The following is a 19,658-nucleotide window of genomic DNA, read 5'->3' as shown; positions in this document are numbered from 1 at the left end:
CCCCGCCTCAACGTCCAGCCGCGGCCGCGGTCAAGGCCGCCAGCGTATCGTCGGGCCGGGGAACATTCACCTGACGAGCTTGACCTGCAACTTGCCGCATCAGATCCGCAGCCGAGGCCACTTTGCGCGAGCGAGCGTCGAAATAGCGTCCCAGCATTTCTTGCGAATCCCGTAGATCGGCCTGCGCCGTATCGAACTGGCGGCTCAACAAAGCCAGCCGAGCATTCAGCAAGCGCAGCTTCAAGTTCTCGCGTAGAAAGAAAGACTGGTCCGGCGTCAGCAATGCTGCTTCGGGATGATCGATGCGGGTGACACGCAGCAAGGTTCTGGCCTCGCCCCACACCAGCCCGGCGCCTTCGCTCAGGCTTCGTTTGGCCTGCCACCACCACTGCGCCAGCACGCCATCAGCCGGGTCCGGCGCCCTGGCGGCCACGCTCGCCGAGGGCTTGCGCGTGCTGTTGGTCTTTTCCTCGCGCGGCGCCGCCGCGTCAGGGACATGAAGTGAATCGGCGCTGGACAAGAGCGGCAACTCATCCAGCAAGCGCACCACTTCGTCGAGCTTGATGGTCAAGGTGGAAATATCCACCACGCTAACCGCCTTGACCCGATCCAAGTCGCGCGACACCGCGCGGCGCACACCTTCCATGCGCGGCTGCTTGTAGCGCAGCAAGCGCTCGTCGGCCTGCCGCAAGGTGGCGATCAAAGGTTCGGCACTGCCGGTGATGGTGGACTGCTGCAGCGCAACCCGAATCGAGGCTTCAATATCCCCGATCACGTTCTCATCTCTGGAGCGGGACATCGACTGGATCAACTCTTCCAACTGCCCGCGCTGCAAAGACACCTCGGCCAAGCGCGCATCCAGCAAAGCCACCTTGGCGGCGGTATCGCGGGTCAGGTCTTGAGACTGACGAGCCAGGGCGCGCGCCTCGCCCGCATCGGCCTGCACCGCTGTTTGGCGTTTCACCAGCTCTTGCTCAAGCGCCTGCTGCCGGCTCAGACTTTGCCAGGCCAAGCCAACGCCAGCCAGGGAACTCAAGGTCAAGAGTGCGACGCTGACCGGCACCCAGGTGGGCAAAGAGCCAGAGCCAGCGGCGACGGGTGCAGCCATTGCCGCCGATGCAGCGACAGCAGCTTCGCCCGCAGGCTTGGCGGCTTCAAAAGGGGTTTGTTGGGTATCACTCACGGTGAAAATGATTGTAGGGGTCGACCCTGGATCGCACGGAAGGCTTCGACCACTGCAGCCGCGTCGGGTCGCGCCAAAACCACAAGCCCCGCCTTTGGGCCGAGCAACTCGCGTGCTCGCGCCGCAATCCGCTCATGGGTGGCGATGCATCTCAGCCCGCGCCAATCGGTCTGCTCGCCTGCCAGGCGCTGCAAATAGCCAATGGCCTCGGCGCTGCTGAACAACCAAACATGCCGCTCGGGCGCGGCCAAGGCTTGCTCCAGCAGCGCTTGCTCCGTCTCACTCAGCTGCGGGCAGCGCCGTTGATAGACGCTGAAAAACTGCGTCTGCGCTCCAGCCTCTTGCAAACGCTCGGCCAGCCATTCGCGGCCACCATCGCCGCGCAGCATCAAGCACAGCCGTCCCGCCCACGGCCCGCGAGCCTGCAAGACCGGCCACAGGTGCTCAGAGTCCAGGCTGGGCGCATCCGAAGGCGGTTGAACGATCAAATGTTCAGGGACGCCATGGGCCACCAAAGCCTTGGCGCTGCCAGGGCCTACGCAGGCGGCCAAAGTCTGAGGCGGCCAAGTCTGCGCCGCAGGCCTACGGGCAAAGAACTGCGCCACGGCATTGGGGCTGACAAACATGGCCAAGCCAGCGGCCGGCAAGAGCGACCAAGCTTGCTCAGCCGCAGCCCCATCGCCGGGCACGATGTCGATCAGGGGTAGGCTGGCGGCAGCGACCCCATGCAGGGACAGGCGCCGCAGCCAATCTTCGGCCTGCTGACGCGGCCGGGTCAGAATCAGCCGCGCTTCTGACATGGCAATCAGCTCACTCAAACCTGGGGCAGATAGCTACCGGCACCCAGATCACGCAAGGCTTGGGCGGCGCGCTCGCCAAAGGCCAAAGCCTGCGCCACCGTTTGAACGTCCTCGCTCAGCGTCGCCTTCAAGAGCGCGCGCTCCGGCTGCTCGGCATCGCCCAGCGCCACATCGATCGTCAACACCGCCTCATCGCCCCAATGCGCATGGGCTGCCAAAGGCATGCTGCAGCTGCCGCCTAAGCTGCGCGACACCGCCCGCTCGGCCTGCGTTGCCAACCACGTGGGCGTGTGGATCAAGGGGCTGAGCTTCGCCTTCAAGGCCTCAGCCTCGGCGCGCACCTCCAGGCCCAGCGCGCCTTGGCCGGCGCAGGGAATCATTTCGCGGGTCTCGAAACGGCAGCGGATGCGGTCCGCCAAGCCCAAACGCATCAAACCTGCGGCGGCCAGCACGATGGCGTCATAGCCGCCTTCGTCGAGCTTGCGCAAGCGTGTGTCCAAATTGCCACGCAAGGGCTCAATGCGGAGATCGGGCCGCAAGGCCTTGAGTTGCACCACGCGGCGCAAGCTCGAGGTGCCCACCACAGCGCCCTGCGGCAGTTCATGGAGGGAAGCGTATTGATTGGAGACAAAAGCGTCGCGCGGGTCCTCACGTTCCAGAATCGCCACCAGCTCGAAGCCTTCAGGCAGCTCCATGGGCACATCCTTCAAGGAATGGACCGCCAACTGGGCCGCGCCTTCTTCCAGGGCGGTCTCCAGCTCCTTGACGAAGAGGCCCTTACCGCCCACCTTGGACAGGCTGCGGTCCAAGATTTGGTCGCCCCGGGTCGTCATGCCCAGCAGGCTGACCTGCAGCCCCAGATCCTGCTCCAGCAAGGACTTCACATATTCGGCCTGCCACAGCGCCAGACGGCTTTCGCGCGTCGCAATGGTAATGGTTTCACTCATGGGGCGAATGCTAGCAGGCAGGCCGCCAAGGCCCCACACCGCAGCGTTGCCAGGGCCTTGAATTGACATTAGGCGCAGCTCTCTTTGCGCGCGTTTTCGACTGCCTCAAAGAAACTGTTAAAGTCAGAAGCATGTAACTTGGTTACATGCTGGTTTCACCCTTTTGACGAGCCCCCGCCATGCCGCCCAAGTCCCCAGTGTCCGCAAAAAGAGTCTCCGCAAAATCCGTCGCACCCAAGCTGATCGGTGCCGACAAGAACCAGCCGCTGATGGATGACATCCGCCTGCTGGGCCGAATTCTGGGCGAGGTGATTCGCGAACAAGAGGGGCGCGAGGTTTACGAGTTGGTGGAACGCATCCGCAAGCTCTCGGTGGCCTACCGCCACAAGGCCGACGCCCAGGCCGGCAAGAGCTTTGACAAACTGCTCAAGAGCTTGAGCGGCGAGCAAGCCGTCAGCGTGATTCGCGCCTTCAGCTATTTCTCGCACCTGGCCAATATCGCCGAAGACCGTCACCATGTGCGCCGCCGCGAAATCCATGAGCGCGCCGGCAGCCAACAAGCTGGCTCTCTGGGTTTCGCCTTGGAGCGACTCCACGAAGCAGGCGTGCGCCCCGCTGAGATCGCCAAAACCCTGCACCATGGCTTCATCTCGCCGGTGCTGACCGCCCACCCCACCGAAGTCCAGCGCAAGAGCATCTTGGATGCCGAGCGTGCCGTGGCCCAGTTGGTGGAGCTGCGCGACAGCCTGCACACCGAGCGCGAGAAGCGCGACAACGAGGCTCTGATCCGCGCCCGCGTGACCCAGCTCTGGCAGACCCGCATGCTGCGCTACAGCAAGCTGACGGTGGCAGACGAGATCGAAAACGCGCTGTCCTACTACCAGTCGACCTTTTTGCGCCAAATCCCCAAGCTCTATGCCGAGCTGGAAGAAGCCCTGCCAGGGCATGACTTCAACAGCTTCTTGCGCATGGGCCATTGGATTGGCGGCGACCGCGACGGCAACCCCAATGTCACCGCAGCAACCCTGCGTTATGCGCTCTCGCATCAGAGCGAGGTGGCGTTGCGCCACTATCTGACCGAGATCCATGAGCTGGGCGCGGAGTTGTCGATTTCGGCTCGCTTGGCCCAGATCTCGCCTGAAATGCAGGCACTGGCCGAACGCAGCCCGGACCGCAACGAACACCGCATGGACGAGCCCTATCGGCGCGCCCTCACCGGCATGTATGCCCGTGCGGCGGCCACCTTGCATCAACTGACCGGCACCGAGGCCTTGCGCCATGCGGTGGCGCCCCAGCAGCCTTACGCTAACCCCGACGAGCTGCTGGCCGATTTGCGCGTGATCGAAGCCTCTTTGCGCAGCCACCATGCCGAGGCTTTGATTGCGCCGCGCCTGAAGCCGCTGATGCGCGCCGTGCGGGTGTTCGGCTTCCATCTGGCCACCTTGGATCTGCGCCAGAGCTCGGACCAGCATGAGGCCGTGGTCGCCGAGCTGCTGCAAACCGCACGCATCGAAGCGAACTATTCCAGCTTGGGTGAAGCTCCAAGGCGCGAGCTGCTCTTGCGCCTGCTCAACGATGCACGGCCCTTGCGCGTGCATGGCGCTCAATACAGCGAGCGCAGCGTCACCGAGCTGGCCATCTTTGAAGCGACGCGCGAATCGCTGCAGCGCTTTGGCCGCGAGTCCTTGCGCCACTACATCATCTCGCACACCGAATCGGTCAGCGACTTGCTGGAAGTGCTCTTGCTGCTGAAGGAAGTGGGACTGCTGCGCGGCACCTTGGACGGCGACGCCGAACGCGCGGCCGTCAGCGATCTGATCGTCTCGCCGCTGTTCGAAACCATTGGCGACCTGCGCGAAGCGCCGCAGATCATGCAGGAGTTCTACGCCCTGCCCGGCATGGCCGCCATGCTGGTGCGCAGTGGCGCCGAGCAAGACATCATGCTGGGCTACTCCGATTCCAACAAAGACGGCGGTGTCTTCACCAGCAGTTGGGAGCTCTACCGCGCCGAGATTGCCCTGGTGCAGATGTTCGACGCCTTGCGCGCCGAGCACGGCATCACCTTGCGCTTGTTCCACGGCCGTGGCGGCACCGTGGGTCGCGGCGGCGGCCCCAGCTATCAAGCCATCTTGGCCCAGCCTCCCGGCACGGTGAATGGCCAAATTCGCCTGACCGAGCAAGGCGAGGTGATTGCATCTAAGTACGCCAACCCCGAGATCGGCCGGCGCAATCTAGAGACCCTGGTGGCCGCCACCTTGGAAGCGACCCTGTTGCACCCCACCAAGAATGCGCCCAAGAGCTTTTTGGAAGCGGCCCAGACCTTGTCGGACGCCAGCTTCAAAGCCTACCGGGGCTTGGTCTATGACACCGCCGGTTTTGCCGATTACTTCTTCGCCGCCACGCCCATCCGCGAGATTGCCGAGCTGAACATCGGCTCGCGCCCGGCCTCGCGCAAAGCCACACGGGCGATTGAAGACCTGCGCGCCATTCCCTGGGGCTTCAGCTGGGGTCAGAGCCGTGTAGCCCTGCCCGGCTGGTGCGGTTTTGGCTCGGCGGTGATGGGCTTCTTGGGCGCGGAAGGCAGCGAGCAGTACTCGCAGAACCTGGCCCTGCTCAAGCGCATGCTCAAGCAATGGCCCTTCTTCCGTACGCTGCTGTCCAATCTTGACATGGTGCTGGCCAAGACCGATATGGGTATTGCCGAGCGCTATGTGGAGTTGGTCGAGAACAAGCGTCTGGGCAAAAAGATCTTTGCCGCCGTGCAAGAGGAATTCAGCCGCACCCAACAAGCCTTGAACCTGATCACCGGCGAAGCCCAGCGCTTGGCCGGCAATCCGGCGCTGGCCCGCTCGATCGAGCACCGCTTCCCCTATATCGACCCGTTGAACCACTTGCAGGTCGAGCTGATGCGCCGCTACCGCGCCATTCCGGCGGACAAACGTTCGGAGGACCCGGCCATGGAGCGTGTGCAACGCGGCATCCATTTGTCCATCAATGGCATTGCGGCGGGTTTGCGCAACACAGGTTGAGAACCAAGTAAGACAAAAGAGGGCCTGCAGCGGCGTTCGCACCGAGCAGGCCTTTTTTTCGTCCAACGTTCAGGCCTCAAGCTGGGCGCCTAGTGGCCGATAGCTCAAGAGTCAGCAGCCCCTGGGAGCCCGCATCATGGATCTTGCCAATACCGCACTGGTCAACAAGGCCGGATCTGCCCCCACGGGTTCGGTGCAAGCCGAGGCGCAGATCAGCGTTCTCAAAAAGGCCATGCATCTGCAAGCGCAAGGAGTGATGGAACTGCTGAATGCCGTGCCACCCAACCCACCGCTGGCCAGCAGCGGTAGCCTGGGTACGCGCCTGGATACCTACGCCTGAGCACCTAGACCTGAGCCCGCGCGGCCGTTTTATCGCACGCTTGTTTGCGTCATGCCACACCGGCATGCTGGCGCCTCCGGTAAGCTCAAGCCTGCAGACAAGAAGAATGACCCGCCGGACCGCCTTCAATTGCGAGCCCAGGCCGGGCGCCTGGTTCAGCGAGTAGGTTCAGCAGGAAGGGCAGGACATGCACGTCGAGACTCCGTACTCCCGCATTGAAGCGCTGGTGGTGGACGATATGGCCACCCAGCAAACCACGCTGCGCGGTCAACTCGGCATGCTGGGCATCGGCAAGATTGACGCCGCGGCTTCCGCAGAAGACGCCTTGCGCATGATTCGCGCCAAGCCTTATGGCCTGATCCTGTGCGACTACAACCTGAACCACCGCACCGACGGCCAGCAATTGTTTGAATTGCTGCGCGAGCAGCAGTTGCTGAATTCCGACTGTCTGTTCTTCATGATCACGGCCGAGAGCAATTACAACTCGGTGGCGGCGGCCAGCGAGCATATGCCTGACGCTTATCTGCTCAAGCCCATCACCGCGGGTGATATCGAAGACCGCCTCAAAAACCAGCTCGACAAGCGCCAAGCCTTGCTGGACATCAACCGCAAGCTGAACAAAAAAGACCTGGGCGCGGCCCTGGCCGCCTGCGATGCCTTGCTGGCCAAGAAAGACCGCTGGTTCATGCACGGGCTGCAGATCAAGGGTCAGGTCTTGCTCGACCTCGGCTGCCCGGATGACGCCAAGAAGGTCTATCAAGACGCCCTGGGCCTGCGCGCTGGCCTGATGTGGGCGCAAATCGGCATGGCGCGAGCCGCCAAAGCGAGCGGCAAGTTCGAAGAATCCAAACGCCTGTCAGAAGAAATCTTGGAGAGCCGCGAAGGTGCCAAATGCCTGGCTGCGTTTGATTTGCTGGCCGGCTCTATGGAAGCCCTCGGTGACGCCGGCGGCGCCCTCAGCACGCTCAAGCAGGCCGCGCAAGTGGTGCCCTCCGCCAAGCGGCTGCGCCTGTTGTCGGAGAGCGCCTATCGCAACGACGATTTGGTCACCGCCAAATCCAGCCTGGCCAAGGCCTTGAAGTCCAGCCAAGGCGCAATGACGGCGAATTCGCAAGATGTCCTGGCACTGGCGCAAACCCAAATCGACATCGGCGAGGCCAAGGAAGCGCTCGAAACTATCAGCGAAAGCGCCTTGCGTGGCCTGCACAAGCCCGAGTTCGATCTGGTCGTGCAAGCCTTACGCGCCCAGGCCCATGCCTTGCTGGGCGAGACCGACCGGGCACAAAAAGAAGCCACCCAGGCCTTGGCCGGCTTGCGCCAGGGCAAGGCCGACTTTGCCACGGTGGCCGTGGCGCGGGCAGCGCTGCAAACCGGCCAAGTCGAGGCGGGCCTGGCCCTGCTGCGCCAATCGGTCAGCGCCGACCATGAAAACAGCCGCATGCAGCAGCTGATCTGCAAAGCCTTGACCGATACCGGTCATGCCGAGCAGATTGAGGTGATGGTGCATGCCGCCACGCAAGGCCTCAAAACCCGGCTGTATGAAGCCAAACGCCTGCTGCGCAGCGGCCAGTTGGATGATGCCTTGCATGCCATCGAGGCCGAGCTGGCGGAGTACCCCGACAACACCACGGTGCTGCTGGAATGCGCGCAGATGAACTGCATGTCACTGCGCTTGAAAAAGACCGCCGATGAGGGCCGAATCAATCAAGTGCGCGACTATCTGGCTCGGCTAGAGAAACTGCTGCCCGCGAATGACCGGGTGGCCCAGATGCGGCGCTATTTGCGAGAGACCCTCGCTGCGCTGCAGGGCAATGGCGCGTTTGAAATCAGCACCGGGCGCCAAGCAGCCGGCAACTCTGGCCTCGGTTCCCTTGCGCCATAAGCAAAGCCCATGAATCGGGAACTGCTGGCGCTTTTTGTACACGATGTAAAAAACCAGCTCGGCGTGCTGGAAGCCGAGTTGAGCCTGCTGGAGGCCGACCCGGACCGGCCCCGCGCCCATCGCGCCCATCAACATTGCTCGCAGCTGCGCCAGCGCTTGATTGCTTATCTGACGCTGTACGGATCGGCGGACAAGGCGCTCTTCGCCCAATGCGTGGATGAATCACCGCAGGGCTTTTTGCAGCAGTTGCTGCGCGTCGACTCCCGCCCCGACGGCGCCCCATTGCGCTTGGCTGACTGCGCTACTGCGCCGCCCTTCTGGTACTTCGATGCGCGCTTGGTGTTGCTGGCCATGGAAGCAGCCCTGCACAATGCTTGGCGCTTTGCGCGCAGCGATGTTTGTCTAGACGCCGCGCTTCACGACGATTTTCTGGTCTTTTCTGTCGAAGACGATGGCCTGGGCTTGGGCGCCAGCGATCCGTCCAGCCGCTCGTCCACCGGCCTGGGCATGGAGTTGTGCGCAGCGGTGGCCCGCGCCCATCACAACGGGCCGCGTCAAGGTCGGGTGAGCTTGGCCGCCAGGCCGCAAGGCGGAGGCACACGTTTTGAGATCTGGCTGCCTTAGCACTTGAGCCATTGCGCTCGAGTCTTAGTCCTAATTGCCCTGCGCCGCCAAGGCCTCACGCACGGCCGCAATCTGACGCCTGGACACAGCCAGCCAAACATTGACCCCGGCTATGCGGACCGCCCAGCCCTCGCCGGCGTCGCCAGCGATCGCCGCTGTCGTTGCCTCATCCTCAGCGCCCGGGCTGGGCGCATGGCGCTCGAGCTCCCGCACCGCCGCCTTGGCCACCAAGGCATTGCGGTGCACCCTCAAAAAGCGATCGCCCAGGCGCGGCTCCAAGTCGGACAAGCTGCCGTCCATCACCAAGCTCTGTGTGGCAGTGCGCAAGGTCAGATACTTCAGTTCGGCCTTGAAGTACAGCACTTCTGAGAGCGGCACTCGCAAGAGCCGCCCCCGATCGCTGACATTGATGAATGCGCTGTCGTCGAGTTCATGAGCTCCACCCTGCCCGCTTGGTTGCCCTTGGCGCGCCTGCGCCGCCGCCCGCTCATCCAGGCGCTGCGCCACCCGCTGCAAGGCCGCTTGCAAACGCTCGCGGCGCACCGGTTTGGTCAGGTAATCCATCGCCTCCAAATCAAAGGCGCGCAGTGCATGTTCGGCATGGGCGCTGACAAACACGACCGCCGGCGGCTTCAGACCTTGGGCTTCTTGCTGGCGCAGTGCTTCAGCCAGTTGCAGGCCGTCAGGGCCAGGCATTTGCACATCGAGCAGGATCAAATCACAGCCATGCTCCCGCAGCCAATGCTGAGCCTGTGAGGACGAAGAGGCTTCGGCTTCCACCACGGCACGCGGGTCAATGCAGGCCTCCAGCAGGCTGCGCATGCGCAGACGCGCCAAAGGCTCGTCATCCACCAGCAAAACCTTCAGCGCAGCCCCCAATGTCATGGCCTCTTCACTCCTGTCCTCAAACGCGAATCAATGCCCTCAACGGGGCAAGACGATGCGCACCGCAAAGCGCCCTGTCTCTTGATTCAATTCAAACTGTGCGGCCACATCATGCATCAGCCGCAGCCGTTGTCGCACATTGCGCAGGGCCAAACCGTGACCGGATGTTCGCGCTGGCAGGCCCACGCTGTTGAGCACCCGAATCTCGACCTCGGCGCCGATGCGGCGGGTGCGGATCTCCAGCTCGCCGCCCTCATCATTGGGCTCAACGCCATGGCGCACCGCATTTTCGACCAAGGGCTGTAAGAGCAAAGGCGGCACCCGCGCTGCTCCGGCGCTGGGGTCCAACTCCCAGCGAATGCGCAAGCGTTCGCCAAAGCGAATCTGCTCAATCGCCAGATAGCGCTGCGCCAGTTCTATCTCTTCATTCAAGCTGACCACCGCACTGGACTCGGCCAAGGCCGCTCGGAACAACTCGCTCAAGTCTTCCAGCAAGCCTTCGGCCCGCTGCGGATCCAGACGCACCAAGGCGATCGCGCTGTTCAGCGTATTGAACAAAAAGTGCGGCCGGATGCGCGCCTGCAACTCCACCAACTGCGCCATGGCGTCGGCCGGCCGCTGCAGACGCTCTCGCTGCTTCAACCAAGCCAGCAAGAAGCCGGCCGTGGCAGCGCCGGCCAGGGCAACGGTGCTCAGTCGAAACACGCCACTCGGCTCCTGGGTGGCCAGGTTCAGCAATTGCCAACCCAGGGAAGCGCATCCGGCCCCCAAGCTCAGCAGCAAGAACCACAGCCAATGTTGTGCCAGGCTAGCCAGCCCTCGCTTGGCCGCGCAAACCAGCAGCAGCCACAAAAGCAAAGCCGACATGGTGACCACCGTGCCCACCGCCATGGCCTGGGCCCATTGATTGAAGCTGCTGGTGGCCAGGCCCAGCCCCAAGGCCAGCAAACCCTGCACGCCTAAGACCGCGCGCAGCACCAAGCCGACATGACAGACGTCGAAGACTCGCTCTGGATCAAAGAGCGCCTGGCCTCGCCCAATATCAGAGCTGGAACCAATGCCGGACTCGGTCACAGGAGCGGCAGGCTCAAAACGGCTGCTGAGACCGACAGTCTCATGCCACGCAGGGTCTTGCTGCGAGACGCTCGCCTGCGGGGTTTCTCGATTCGCTGCTGGAAGAACCATGCCTGCCTTGGACTTGAAACGGAAGATGCGGCTCGATCCCGAGCCTAGCGTCGATAGAATCGCGCTGCGCTGAATTGTCAGCCATCTGCCCACCGTCTCCCTCGTCTGCCGCCATGTCCTCCATCTCGAACAACCCCCTCGCCAACAAAGCCCAAGCCTGGTCCGCGCTCTTCTCGGAGCCCATGAGCGATCTGGTCAAGCGCTACACCTCGAGCGTGTTCTTCGACAAGCGCATGTGGGCGGCGGATATTCAAGGCAGCTTGGCCCACGCCGAAATGCTGCATGCCCAAGGCATTCTGAATGCAGAAGACCACGCCGCCATTGAGCGCGGCATGGCGCAGATCAAAAGCGAAATCGAAGCCGGCCAGTTCGAGTGGAAGCTCGATCTGGAAGACGTGCACCTGAACATCGAAGCCCGACTGACCGAATTGGTGGGTCTCGCCGGCAAGCGCCTGCACACCGGCCGCAGCCGCAATGACCAGGTCGCCACCGATGTGCGCCTGTGGCTGCGCGGCGAAATCGATGAATTGCAAGCCCTGCTCAGCGCCTTGCAACTGGCCCTGATCGAAGTGGCTGAGAAAAATGCCGAGGTGATCTTGCCCGGCTTCACCCATTTGCAAGTGGCACAGCCGGTGGCTTTTGGTCACCATCTGCTGGCCTATGTCGAGATGTTCGCTCGCGACGCCGAGCGCATGGCCGATGTGCGCCGCCGCGTCAACCGCCTGCCGCTGGGCGCCGCCGCCCTGGCCGGCACCAGCTACCCGCTGGACCGCGAGCGCGTGGCCAAAACCTTGGGCATGGAAGCGGTCTGCCAAAACAGCCTGGATGCCGTCTCCGACCGCGACTTCGCCATTGAGTTCAGCGCCGCCGCCTCGCTGGTGATGGTGCACATCTCGCGTCTGTCAGAAGAGCTGATTCTGTGGATGAGCCAGAGCTTTGGTTTCATCGATCTGGCCGATCGCTTCTGCACCGGCTCGTCCATCATGCCGCAGAAGAAAAACCCCGATGTGCCTGAGCTGGCGCGCGGCAAGACCGGTCGTGTGGTCGGCCATTTGATGGGCTTGATTACCTTGATGAAGGGCCAGCCGCTGGCCTACAACAAGGACAACCAAGAAGACAAAGAGCCGCTGTTCGACACCGTCGACACCCTCAAAGACACGCTGCGCATCTTTGCCGAAATGATGGGCGGCTTGACCGTCAAACCCGAGGCCATGGAGCGCGCCGCTTTGAAGGGTTATGCCACCGCCACCGACCTGGCCGACTACTTGGTGAAGAAGGGCTTGGCCTTCCGCGACGCGCATGAAATCGTTGCCCATGCGGTCAAGACCGCCATCGGCACCGGGCTGGACTTGTCTGCCCTGCCGCTGGCCGAGCTGCAAAAGTTTGACGCCCGCATCGGCGAGGATGTGTTCGAAGTGCTTTCGCTGCGCGGCTCCTTGAATGCGCGCAACATCCTGGGCGGCACCGCACCGGCACAGGTGCGGGCCCAGGTGGCCCGCCACCGCGCTCGCCTGGGCTGAAGCCCAGGCGAAGCAAGACTCAAACCGGCAGCCTGAAGCGAGACACGCCGGCAACCAAGGCCCCGGCCTGCTCTTGCAGTTCGAGCGAAGCGGCCACGCTTTGCTCGACCAGGCCGACGTTTTGCTGCGTCAAAGCGTCCAGTTGTTGTACCGACTGCCCCACGCCCGCCACGCCGGCGCGCTGCTCTTGTGCGCCGCGAGCGATTTCTTCCAAGAGTTGCTTCATCTGATAGGCGCTCTGTTCAATCTGGCTCATTGTGGCCCCGGCCACGCGCACCTCGGCACTGCCCGCATCCACACAGTCCAGATTGGCACGAATCAGCGTGCGAATGTCTTGTGAGGCGGAGGCCGAGCGCTGCGCCAAGGCGCGCACTTCGGCCGCCACCACCGCGAAGCCTCGCCCCTGCTCGCCGGCTCGCGCCGCTTCCACCGCTGCATTCAAGGCCAGGATATTGGTGCGAAAGGCAATGCTGTCGATCAAGCCAATCACGTCCTCCATGCGGCCCGAAGCTTGCTCGATGCCGCTCATGCTGCCCATCACGCCGCTGACCTGGTGGCTGCCGCTCTGGGCAACGGCGGCGTTGTTGCGCGCCATGCCCTCGGCCTGGGCCGCATGCGCCGCCATCTGCTGCACCGTGCCCGAGATCTGCTCCATGGCCGAGGCCGACTCTTGCAAACGCTCCGCACTTCGTTCGGCTCGGCTGGACAGTTCACGCGCGCCCTGTGCCATGCGCTCGCTGGCCTTGAGCATGGTCTGAGAACCATCGCGCACGCCGGCCACGATCTGGCACAAAGACTGCTGCATATCGCGCAAGGTCAGCATCAGACGCGCCGCTTCGTCTTGGCCCCAAGGCTCGGGGCGGGTGGTCAGGTCGCCGGCCGTCATGGCCAGCAAATGGCGGCGCACTTCCTTCAATCCACCATCGACCACCAAGAAGAATGAATGGAACAAATAGGCCGCCAAAAGCACAAAGCTGACGGTCAGCACCAGCAAGCCCTGCAGCAACCAGTCCAAATGGGCCTCGCGCTCGGCCAACACCTCGTCCAAGGCCCTGAGACCGCTGTCGGCCAAGACCATGCATTGACGCAAGACTTTGCGCCCGTCGGTGTAGGCTTCGGCCGGCTCAATCGCCGCGGCCAATAGCTGCGAAGGATCACTGACCCGCTGGCGGTATTGCCGAACCTCGTCCAAGAGCGTCACGTCCACGCGTTTGCTCAGATCGGGCCTCGCCTTGAAGGCTCGGTCCAAATGGCCTCGCAGTGCCTGCATGCCGTGCAAAACGCCGGCATCCCAGACGGCATAACGGCGAAACTCATCCAGGCTCAAGCCCCCACGGCTGACCCCATAGCTGGACCAGCCCCAGAGCTGCCCCAGGTCCTCCGCCATTTGAGGCAGGGTCAGCACCAAGGCGTTGATGAGGTAGAAGCTGTCCAACTCTGGGTCCAGCACCAAGCGGGCGTTGTCGCCCACGGCTTGCAGCAATCGCACCACCGCATCGGACACCGGGCCGAAGACCGTGCGGCCTTGGGCATCGACACCACGCTCCGCGGCGGCACTGGCGCGCCAGGCGGCTTGCAATTCCTGAATCGGCGCTTGCAGATTCAAGGCCGACACCACGGCCGCATCCTCGGTTTGAAGGCGCTGCAGCGCCTGATCGACCTGCACACGCGCTCGCTGCAGATCCGCCGACGCAGGCTCATGGCCGCCCAGCATCGCGCGAGTGGCGTTGCGAGCCTCCAGCAAGCCCAAGAGCAAGGGCTGCAAATCGCTCATCAAACGCACGCCGGCGCGCTCTTTGCGTAGCACGTCCAACTGACTTTGCTGATTCTGCAAAAAACACAGGCTCAACAGCAGGATAGGAATGCCGAAAGCCAGGCTGATGCAAATGGCTTTGGCACGGAAGCTCAGATGGCGAAAGCCCCGTACCCCGAGGGCCCAGATGCCGTGATGCTGAAAGAAACTGGTGTTAGCCAGACTGGCGTGTTGCTCGTCCATCGTTGCGCGTTCCCTCTGATTGTTTTGCGTGGCGGGCGCGAACAGCCTCATGAGAAGTCTCAAAGGTCCTGCCGGCCATCACCATCGGTGCAGCGGCATCTTGGCAGCCAAGGCCTTGTACTAGCGCTCAGAGTAGGCGGCCACCCCACACCCATCTTCACAAAGCTGCGTTTTCGTTCACTCAAAAATAGTCCTTTCGGACTACGTTGAAACGGCAATCGCACAAGCCTGAAAGCGCGCTCAACGTTTGACTTGGCGCAAACCGAGTGCACTGCTCGGGATCGGCTTTGGGCTTGGGCTTGGGCCGCCCCAGCCTGAGAAGGCAAAATCCGGTCCCATCACGCCAATTTTCAAAAAGTTATGACAAGCCTGAGCTGGACCGAAGAGCTGACCCTGCATCAGCCACAAATCGATCAAACCCATCAAGAATTCGTCGATCTGCTGGATGAGCTGGACCGGACGCTGAAAAACGCGCCGAACGATTGCAACAGCGCTTTGCCGGTCTACCGCCGTTTCTTAGAACACACCGAGGCCCATTTCGCAATGGAAGAAGGCTTTATGGCTGCCACCGGCTTCGCTGCTGACAACTGCCACAGCAAGCAACACGCCATGGTGCTGGACGTGATGCGTCAGGTGATGGCCCATACCCTGGCCGAGCAAGACCTGGAACCGATGCGCAATCTGGTCCCGGAGTTGGCCAACTGGCTGCCCGCCCATGTGGACATGATGGACGCAGCCCTGGTCTTTCATATGAATCAGCTGGGCTTTGACCCGGTGACCGGCACCATGAGCCATGCTCCTGCACCCGCTGCCGAGGCCATCAGCTCCTGCGGCAGCAATAGCTGCTCCTCTTGACGCTCATGGGCTGCTGACAGCTGCTGTCAGCAGCCTGGGCCGACAATGCGGCATGGCCGCCCTGCCCTCCGATTCCACTGATGCCAAGCTGGTAGACGCAGCTGCTGACACCGCCGCGGCGCCGGCCAATGCCTCAGCCCTGCCCGAGCGCCTGATTGCGCATCTGGACATGGATGCGTTCTACGCCTCGGTGGAGTTGCTGCGCTACCCCGATTTGAAAGGGCAGGCGGTGGTGATCGGTGGCCGGCGCATGCATGAGCCGGTCACCTTGCCTGATGGCACTCGCCGTTATGCCCGACTGCGCGACTACACCGGTCGCGGCGTCATCACCACCTCCACCTACGCGGCCCGCGATCTCGGCGTGTTCTCGGGCATGGGCATGATGAAAGCCGCCTTGCGCGCGCCTGATGCCATCCTGTTGCCCACCGATTTCGAGGCCTATCGCCACTACTCGCGCCTGTTCAAGGCGGCGGTGGCCGAGCTGGCACCGGTGATTGAAGACCGGGGCATCGACGAGATCTATATCGACCTCAGCGAGGTACCGGGCATCCGCGAACCGGTCGGGCACGACCCGCTGGGGGGCGTGCGCGCCATTGCTCGCGAAATCAAAAACTCGGTCTTGCGCGCCACGGGCTTGACCTGCTCGATTGGCATCACGCCCAACAAGCTGCTGTCCAAGATTGCCTCTGAGCTGGACAAGCCCGACGGCATCACCTTGTTGCTGGAGTCCGACATCCCTGAGCGCATCTGGCCGCTGGGCGTGCGCAAGGTCAATGGCATCGGCCCCAAAGCAGCGGCCAAGCTGCAAGCTTTGGGGATAGAAACCGTCGAGCAGTTGGCGGCGGCCGACCCTTTGATGCTGATCGCGCAATTCGGCAAGAGCTTTGGCGCCTGGTTGCACGAGGCCGCGCATGGCCGCGACAAGCGCCCGGTGGTGACCTATAGCGAGCCGGTCAGCATCAGCCGGGAAACCACCTTCGAGCGCGATCTGCACGCGGTGCATGACCGCGCCGAGTTGAGCCAGATCTTCACCCGCCTGTGCGAACAACTGGCCGGCGATCTGATACGCAAAGGCTACCAAGGCCGAACCATTGGCCTGAAGTTGCGCTTCGAAGGCTTTCATACCGTCACCCGCGACCTGACGCTGGATACGCCCACCCAAGACGCCCAAGCCATACGCCGCGCGGCTGGCGCCTGCTTGAAGCGCGTCGCTCTGGACAAAAGGATTCGACTGCTGGGTGTACGCGTGGGCGGCTTGAGTCGGCCGGGGGCGCCTGAGGCGGCTCCCAAGCGGCGCAAGGCAGGTAGCAGCGCGAGCACCAAGCCCCTGCCGGCCAGCGAACGCCCGCAGAACCTGCCGCTGTTCTAAGCTCCGCCCACGTCCCCAGCCAGGGCCGCAGCGAAATCGCGACAGTCTCGCGACAAACCCGGCAGACAGCGTTGAAGCGCGCCGCTATCCTTGCCCAGGGTGCCCAAATGGCCCCGATCCCTAGAGAGGCATTGAGTGCTCCCCTCCGCCCCCCATGTGCACGAACCGAAGTCTGCATGGCTGAGTCGTTTGGCTCGGGTCGCGCAGCGCCACCCTCGCCAGGCACTTCGCCTGTACGAAAGGCTGGAGGCGAGTGCCAGGCAGGCGGGTCAAATGGATCTGGCCTTCGACACCCTTTACGCCCACTTCAATCTGCTGGAACACCGCGGCCGCGGCGCGCAACTGCGGGGTGCGCTGGGCATGGCCCAGCAGCAAGCCACCCAAGCCGGCTTGCATGAACAATCGGCGCGATTGCTGGAAGCCTTGGGCCGGATTTCCTATCAGCATGGCGACTATCTAGAAGCCGCCGAAAAATGGTCGCGAGCGGTCGATCTGGCGGTCTTGGCGGGTGATCTACGAATCGGCGTAGCGGCTCGCATCGGCCTGGGCCAGATCCACTATGCCCTGGGGGCTTGGGACAAGGGCAGGCGTTTTCATCGCGATGCAGCGCTGCTGCTTGCGAATCTTGAAGACAGCTACCTGGAAGCCAAGCTGGCCATCAATTTGGGCGTTGGCAACTTTGAAAATGCCCAGATTGAAGAGGCCGAACAACAGTTCCGCCAAGGCATGGCGGCTGCGATTCGAGGCGGGCACCGGGAATTCGAGGCCGAGGCCTATTGGCAGCTCGCGCGCACCGCCAAAGAGCGAGGTCAGATGGAGCTGGCGGCGCAGCAATGCCGTCTGGCCCTGCAGCTGGCCGCTCATTTGAACCACGCTTGGCTGGAAAGCATGGCCAGCCAAACCCTCACCGAAATCGCCTGGACTCAAGGCAATGCCACCGAGGCCTTGCGCTGTGCGCAGTTCGCTTTGGATCAGGCGCAGCGCATCCAATCGCGCACCCAAGAAAGCCGTGCCCATCTGCAACTAGCCCAGCTGCTGCAAGCCCAGGGGAATTTGAACAGCGCGCTGCAGCACCTATGGCAACACTTGAACCTGCAGACCGAGGCCCAGCAACTCGGCCTGCCCGAGCGCCTGTCCAAGCTGGCGCATTACGACTTGTCGCGCAAGCCGCCCGAGGTCATGTTGCTGGAACTGTCAAACCAGCAATGGCCTTTGAACAGCCGCGAGGAATTGCTGCTCGCCACCCAGGAGTTGGGAGACAAGGTCCGCGAGATTTTGTCGCTGGATGAGGTGCTGTTCTGGTGGGCCGATGAAGAGCCCGGCAGCTTCGACTTGCAGCAAGCCAAGACTAAGACCGAGGCCCAGCCCCTCACCACACCCCGCTTGAACAGCCGCGAGCAGCCCGACTATCTGCGCTTGCTGATGCAGCAGCGCGAGCCCCTCGTTCTCGGTGATCTGCGCCTGCATCCCTGCGGCAGCGAACTGAGCAAGATCAGCGGGGCCAACGAGATCAGCGGGGTCCGCGGGATAGCCCCGGCCTGCTCCCGCATTGAGATTCCCTTGTTTGTGCAGCAGCAGTTGCGAGCGGTGCTGTGGCTGGTGCAAAGCAAGCAGATACGCGCCTGGTCCAAGCTGGACCAGTTTCATGCCAACCACCTGGCCCGCATCTACGAGCGGCTCTTGCTGGGGCACGATCTGGCGCTGTCACAACAGACCCAAGCGCTAATGGAACAGGAAAAAGCCGACGCGCTGGGTCGACTGGTCGCGGGCGTGGCCCATGAGGTCAACACGCCGATTGGTGTGGCGGTCACAGCTGCCTCCAGCTTGAGCGATGTCGCCAAGCGTCTCACCCAGCTCCTGGCCAGCGAGAAAGTCAGTCGCATTGAATTGCAACAACTGGCGGCGCGGCTGAGCGCGGGCGTGCCCTTGGTCGAGCGCAATTTGGAACGGGCGGCCGGTTTGATTGGCGACTTCAAAAAAGTGGCGGTCGACCAGGCCTCTGAAGCGGTCAGTGATTTCAAGTTGGCCGAGTATGTGCACAGCGTGCTCTCGGTCTTGAGCCCGGTGCTTCGCAAAGCCTCGGTCAGTGTCAGCGTTGCGATTGATCCTGAGTTTGAGCTGCGCATGGCCTCGGGCTTGCTGACCCAGGTGCTGTCGAACCTGGTGATGAACTGCATCAATCACGCCTTCGAAGGCCGGCGCGGCGGCAGCATCCACATCCAAGCGAGGTTGGAGGGGCGGCAGATCGTCATGGACATTGCCGACGACGGCGTGGGTGCCAGCGCCGAGGTGCGAGCCCGCATGTTCGAACCCTTCTTCACCACCAAGCGAGGCAAGGGAGGCTCAGGCCTGGGCATGTACATCGTGCAAAACCTGATGCAGCGCATGAACGGCAGCATCGAATTGCCCCCTTGCGAGCACGGCTTGTGTGTGCGATTGCGCCTGCCCGTGGATGGCACCGCAGGCTGAGCTTCAGCCTTGGCTCAAGGTTTGCGAGTCGGCAAGCTCCATAACCACCAAGCCACACAGGCACAGCAAGCCGCGGGCAGCCAAGCCCATTGCAGAGGCATTTTGTAGGCCGCCGTGATGGAGCCAAAAGCCATCATCACGCTCGCCAACTGCTTGGCCCGCAGCGGCACGGCGCGGGTAGCGCGCCAGTCGCGCACCATCGGGCCAAAAACGCGGTGTTCCAGCAACCAGCGCTCGCAACGCGTGCTGCCGCGCGAAAAGCAAAAGGCGGCCAGCAAGACAAAAGGCGTGGTCGGCAAAAGCGGCACAAAGATGCCGATGATGCCCAGCACCAAACTGGCCAGGCCCGCCAGCAGCCACAGCACACGCCAGGCCAGCGCATGCTTCTGAACGGGCGGCATCGTCGACTCAAGGCTGGTGGCCTTGGGGACAGAAGAGAAGTCAGCGTCTGGCATGCGTGCCAGTGTAGCCAGCCCATCACCGAATGTTGCGAGGCAATTTCTTGCTCGTTTTTCAGCCCGCTTTCAATCCATTCGGCTGCGACTCCACTAGCATGCCAAGCATCGCTTTGCAT

Annotated in this window: 15 protein-coding genes; 8 read left to right on the top strand and 7 right to left on the bottom strand. The window is 62.9% G+C overall.

The window, feature by feature from the left end:
• Positions 1-7: 7 nt before the first annotated feature.
• The 3 genes from LNV06_RS19600 to hemC are packed head-to-tail and all read right to left on the bottom strand — an operon-like array spanning position 8 to position 2,930.
• Complete coding sequence (locus LNV06_RS19600; RefSeq protein ID WP_263539976.1) at positions 8-1,183, bottom strand: uroporphyrinogen-III C-methyltransferase; 1,176 nt, start codon at positions 1,181-1,183, stop codon at positions 8-10.
• Positions 1,180-2,001, bottom strand: coding sequence for a uroporphyrinogen-III synthase (locus LNV06_RS19595; protein WP_263539975.1), 822 nt, complete (start codon positions 1,999-2,001; stop codon positions 1,180-1,182). Before LNV06_RS19595 ends, LNV06_RS19600 begins: the two co-directional genes overlap by 4 nt.
• Entirely contained in the window at positions 1,998-2,930 is a 933-nt protein-coding gene (gene hemC, locus LNV06_RS19590; RefSeq protein ID WP_263539974.1) for a hydroxymethylbilane synthase, read from the bottom strand. The genes LNV06_RS19595 and hemC overlap by 4 nt, the downstream gene beginning before the upstream one ends.
• Before the next feature lie 179 nt (positions 2,931-3,109).
• Between hemC and ppc the strand changes: the two genes are divergently transcribed.
• From ppc to LNV06_RS19570, 4 genes are all read left to right on the top strand, one after another.
• Positions 3,110-5,959 (top strand): phosphoenolpyruvate carboxylase, encoded by a 2,850-nt coding sequence (gene ppc, locus LNV06_RS19585; RefSeq protein WP_411970138.1) that lies wholly within the window; start codon positions 3,110-3,112, stop codon positions 5,957-5,959.
• Positions 5,960-6,095: 136 nt separating this feature from the next.
• Positions 6,096-6,299 (top strand): YjfB family protein, encoded by a 204-nt coding sequence (locus LNV06_RS19580; protein WP_263539973.1) that lies wholly within the window; start codon positions 6,096-6,098, stop codon positions 6,297-6,299.
• 187 nt (positions 6,300-6,486) lie between these two features.
• Entirely contained in the window at positions 6,487-8,181 is a 1,695-nt protein-coding gene (locus tag LNV06_RS19575; RefSeq protein ID WP_263539972.1) for a response regulator, read from the top strand.
• A gap of 9 nt (positions 8,182-8,190) precedes the next feature.
• A complete protein-coding gene (locus LNV06_RS19570) occupies positions 8,191-8,805 on the top strand; it encodes a sensor histidine kinase (protein ID WP_263539971.1) in 615 nt (204 codons plus the stop codon).
• 30 nt (positions 8,806-8,835) lie between these two features.
• Here LNV06_RS19570 and LNV06_RS19565 read toward each other — a convergent pair whose 3' ends face one another.
• A complete protein-coding gene (locus LNV06_RS19565) occupies positions 8,836-9,690 on the bottom strand; it encodes a LytR/AlgR family response regulator transcription factor (protein WP_263539970.1) in 855 nt (284 codons plus the stop codon).
• A 39-nt stretch (positions 9,691-9,729) separates the two neighbouring features.
• On the bottom strand, positions 9,730-10,875 hold the full coding sequence (locus tag LNV06_RS19560; RefSeq protein WP_263539969.1) for a sensor histidine kinase: 1,146 nt from the start codon (positions 10,873-10,875) through the stop codon (positions 9,730-9,732).
• Positions 10,876-10,988: 113 nt separating this feature from the next.
• On the opposite strand from LNV06_RS19560, the gene argH reads away from it, so the two are divergent.
• On the top strand, positions 10,989-12,395 hold the full coding sequence (argH, locus tag LNV06_RS19555) for an argininosuccinate lyase (protein WP_263539968.1): 1,407 nt from the start codon (positions 10,989-10,991) through the stop codon (positions 12,393-12,395).
• Positions 12,396-12,414: 19 nt separating this feature from the next.
• Here argH and LNV06_RS19550 read toward each other — a convergent pair whose 3' ends face one another.
• Positions 12,415-14,391 (bottom strand): methyl-accepting chemotaxis protein, encoded by a 1,977-nt coding sequence (locus LNV06_RS19550; RefSeq protein WP_263539967.1) that lies wholly within the window; start codon positions 14,389-14,391, stop codon positions 12,415-12,417.
• Between the two features lie 360 nt (positions 14,392-14,751).
• Between LNV06_RS19550 and LNV06_RS19545 the strand changes: the two genes are divergently transcribed.
• The 3 genes from LNV06_RS19545 (at position 14,752) to LNV06_RS19535 (ending at position 19,084) form a co-directional block, all read left to right on the top strand.
• Positions 14,752-15,246 carry a hemerythrin domain-containing protein gene (locus LNV06_RS19545; protein ID WP_263539966.1) on the top strand — a complete coding sequence of 165 codons (495 nt, stop codon included), beginning with the start codon at positions 14,752-14,754 and terminating at the stop codon, positions 15,244-15,246.
• 169 nt (positions 15,247-15,415) lie between these two features.
• Positions 15,416-16,615 (top strand): DNA polymerase Y family protein, encoded by a 1,200-nt coding sequence (locus LNV06_RS19540; protein ID WP_411970144.1) that lies wholly within the window; start codon positions 15,416-15,418, stop codon positions 16,613-16,615.
• Between the two features lie 273 nt (positions 16,616-16,888).
• A complete protein-coding gene (locus LNV06_RS19535) occupies positions 16,889-19,084 on the top strand; it encodes an ATP-binding protein (RefSeq protein ID WP_263539965.1) in 2,196 nt (731 codons plus the stop codon).
• A gap of 14 nt (positions 19,085-19,098) precedes the next feature.
• Here LNV06_RS19535 and LNV06_RS19530 read toward each other — a convergent pair whose 3' ends face one another.
• Positions 19,099-19,485 (bottom strand): YbaN family protein, encoded by a 387-nt coding sequence (locus LNV06_RS19530; protein ID WP_263539964.1) that lies wholly within the window; start codon positions 19,483-19,485, stop codon positions 19,099-19,101.
• Positions 19,486-19,658 lie beyond the last annotated feature (173 nt).

It is taken from the genome of Paucibacter sp. Y2R2-4 (assembly GCF_025717535.1).
In the GTDB taxonomy this organism is placed as follows: domain Bacteria; phylum Pseudomonadota; class Gammaproteobacteria; order Burkholderiales; family Burkholderiaceae_C; genus Paucibacter_A.
This window is presented reverse-complemented; position numbering and strand designations above follow the sequence as displayed.

Excerpts from the sequence above, each read along its gene's own strand:
- LNV06_RS19540 (WP_411970144.1), top strand. The coding sequence starts at position 15,416 with ATGGATGCGTTCTACGCCTCGGTGGAGTTGCTGCGCTACCCCGATTTG.
- LNV06_RS19565 (WP_263539970.1), bottom strand. The coding sequence starts at position 9,690 with ATGACATTGGGGGCTGCGCTGAAGGTTTTGCTGGTGGATGACGAGCCT.
- hemC (WP_263539974.1), bottom strand. The coding sequence starts at position 2,930 with ATGAGTGAAACCATTACCATTGCGACGCGCGAAAGCCGTCTGGCGCTG.
- LNV06_RS19530 (WP_263539964.1), bottom strand. The coding sequence starts at position 19,485 with ATGCCGCCCGTTCAGAAGCATGCGCTGGCCTGGCGTGTGCTGTGGCTG.
- LNV06_RS19570 (WP_263539971.1), top strand. The coding sequence starts at position 8,191 with ATGAATCGGGAACTGCTGGCGCTTTTTGTACACGATGTAAAAAACCAG.
- LNV06_RS19535 (WP_263539965.1), top strand. The coding sequence starts at position 16,889 with ATGGATCTGGCCTTCGACACCCTTTACGCCCACTTCAATCTGCTGGAA.
- LNV06_RS19560 (WP_263539969.1), bottom strand. The coding sequence starts at position 10,875 with ATGGTTCTTCCAGCAGCGAATCGAGAAACCCCGCAGGCGAGCGTCTCG.
- LNV06_RS19580 (WP_263539973.1), top strand. The coding sequence starts at position 6,096 with ATGGATCTTGCCAATACCGCACTGGTCAACAAGGCCGGATCTGCCCCC.
- argH (WP_263539968.1), top strand. The coding sequence starts at position 10,989 with ATGTCCTCCATCTCGAACAACCCCCTCGCCAACAAAGCCCAAGCCTGG.
- LNV06_RS19575 (WP_263539972.1), top strand. The coding sequence starts at position 6,487 with ATGCACGTCGAGACTCCGTACTCCCGCATTGAAGCGCTGGTGGTGGAC.
- ppc (WP_411970138.1), top strand. The coding sequence starts at position 3,110 with ATGCCGCCCAAGTCCCCAGTGTCCGCAAAAAGAGTCTCCGCAAAATCC.
- LNV06_RS19545 (WP_263539966.1), top strand. The coding sequence starts at position 14,752 with ATGACAAGCCTGAGCTGGACCGAAGAGCTGACCCTGCATCAGCCACAA.
- LNV06_RS19550 (WP_263539967.1), bottom strand. The coding sequence starts at position 14,391 with ATGGACGAGCAACACGCCAGTCTGGCTAACACCAGTTTCTTTCAGCAT.